Annotated in this window: 2 protein-coding genes; both read right to left on the bottom strand. The window is 49.2% G+C overall.

Annotated features, from left to right (window positions below; all coding sequences use genetic code 11):
- Positions 1-150: 150 nt before the first annotated feature.
- The gene (locus tag GTGU_RS26770) at positions 151-714 is read right to left on the bottom strand and encodes a nucleoside triphosphate pyrophosphohydrolase family protein (RefSeq protein ID WP_245609646.1); all 564 of its coding nucleotides are present in this window, start codon (positions 712-714) and stop codon (positions 151-153) included.
- Positions 711-1,013: a hypothetical protein gene (locus GTGU_RS23285; RefSeq protein WP_038163482.1), complete on the bottom strand. Its 303-nt coding sequence runs from the start codon at positions 1,011-1,013 to the stop codon at positions 711-713. Before GTGU_RS23285 ends, GTGU_RS26770 begins: the two co-directional genes overlap by 4 nt.
- Positions 1,014-1,193: the final 180 nt, after the last annotated feature.

The following is a 1,193-nucleotide window of genomic DNA, read 5'->3' on the forward strand; positions in this document are numbered from 1 at the left end:
TATAGGACGCATGCTCGCGATTAATGGCGTAAATGTAGAAGGAATATTTACGCTTATCGCTGTCAGTAAAATAAACATCAAACAGTCGCCAGGTGCGGCCTTCAACTTCAACCTGTAACGGAAGAGTGCAGGTACGTGAGATGGGTTTCATTACTCTCCCTCCGCTAGCGGGGCACTGAGTATGCTGGTTAGGCAAATGCAGGGAGGTGTAAACCCGATGACCTGATCCCCTTCCACAACAAGGCGAAGTAACATGGCTAAGTTATCGATGAGTTCATACTCGACTTTTCGCCATTCTTCCCGACCTTCGGTGAAGTGAATGACCGCCTTAATAACCTCACCACTTTCCTCAGCAACCTTGTTCAGCACATAGTTGGGTTGAGGGTGTTTGCGCATCGCTTTATCAGCTCTGACTCTTGCCGCCTCTACCAGTGCCGCGAAATAATCAGGCACTGATGGTACTGGCGGGGCGGCATATAACTTAGTCCATTTAGGCGCCTTATCGCCCTCTGAACGCTGATACCAATTGCCGGGTTCAGCCTCATAGAACTCACCAACAGGCTCAGCCTCCAGCGATGCCAGCGCGATACGCGCTATTTCAATCATGTGCTCAGGTGTAACAGTGATGTGTTTCCCTTTGTCGAAGTCGCAGGTTTGAATCATTTTTGCCGCCCGCAGATAGTGCTCAATCTCTTCTCTGGTGATGTTGCTCATTTTGTGGTTTCCCCTTCACACGGTTGCTGACGATCTATCCTCTCTAACTCGGCCAGCAGGAGCGCGGTAGCTTTCACCAGGTTGCGGCGATAGTCAGACGGTTTGAAGCTGGCAGCGGGCCAGTCAGCAGGCCAGTAATTTCCAGCTTCCATTGGTTCGATATAGCTGATGGCCGCAGCAGCCAGTTCGCCCTCAATATAAGTATCGTCCTGCTGTACACTGAATCCCTTTACTGATTGCTGGCGATGGCGCTCTGCCAGCACATCAGAAACGGCATTACTGATTACATAGTTATTCATATAAACCTCATCGCTTTTGGCTGCCTGCGGGCGTACGAAGCCCCGGCAGGCATGCCGTATTAATTGACGCTATGTTTAAAGAGAATTAATCAGTCAGTTACAGACTGTTCAAACGGGATTATTTCGAAATCTTCCACTCCTGTTTTAATCGCTATTCCGGCAATACCTTTAACTTCAGTT

It is taken from the genome of Trabulsiella guamensis ATCC 49490 (assembly GCF_000734965.1).
Taxonomy (GTDB): Bacteria; Pseudomonadota; Gammaproteobacteria; order Enterobacterales; family Enterobacteriaceae; genus Trabulsiella; species Trabulsiella guamensis.

Bases quoted from the DNA above. Each gene is read 5' to 3' on its own strand.
- GTGU_RS26770 (WP_245609646.1), bottom strand. From the start codon at position 714: ATGAGCAACATCACCAGAGAAGAGATTGAGCACTATCTGCGGGCGGCA.
- GTGU_RS23285 (WP_038163482.1), bottom strand. From the start codon at position 1,013: ATGAATAACTATGTAATCAGTAATGCCGTTTCTGATGTGCTGGCAGAG.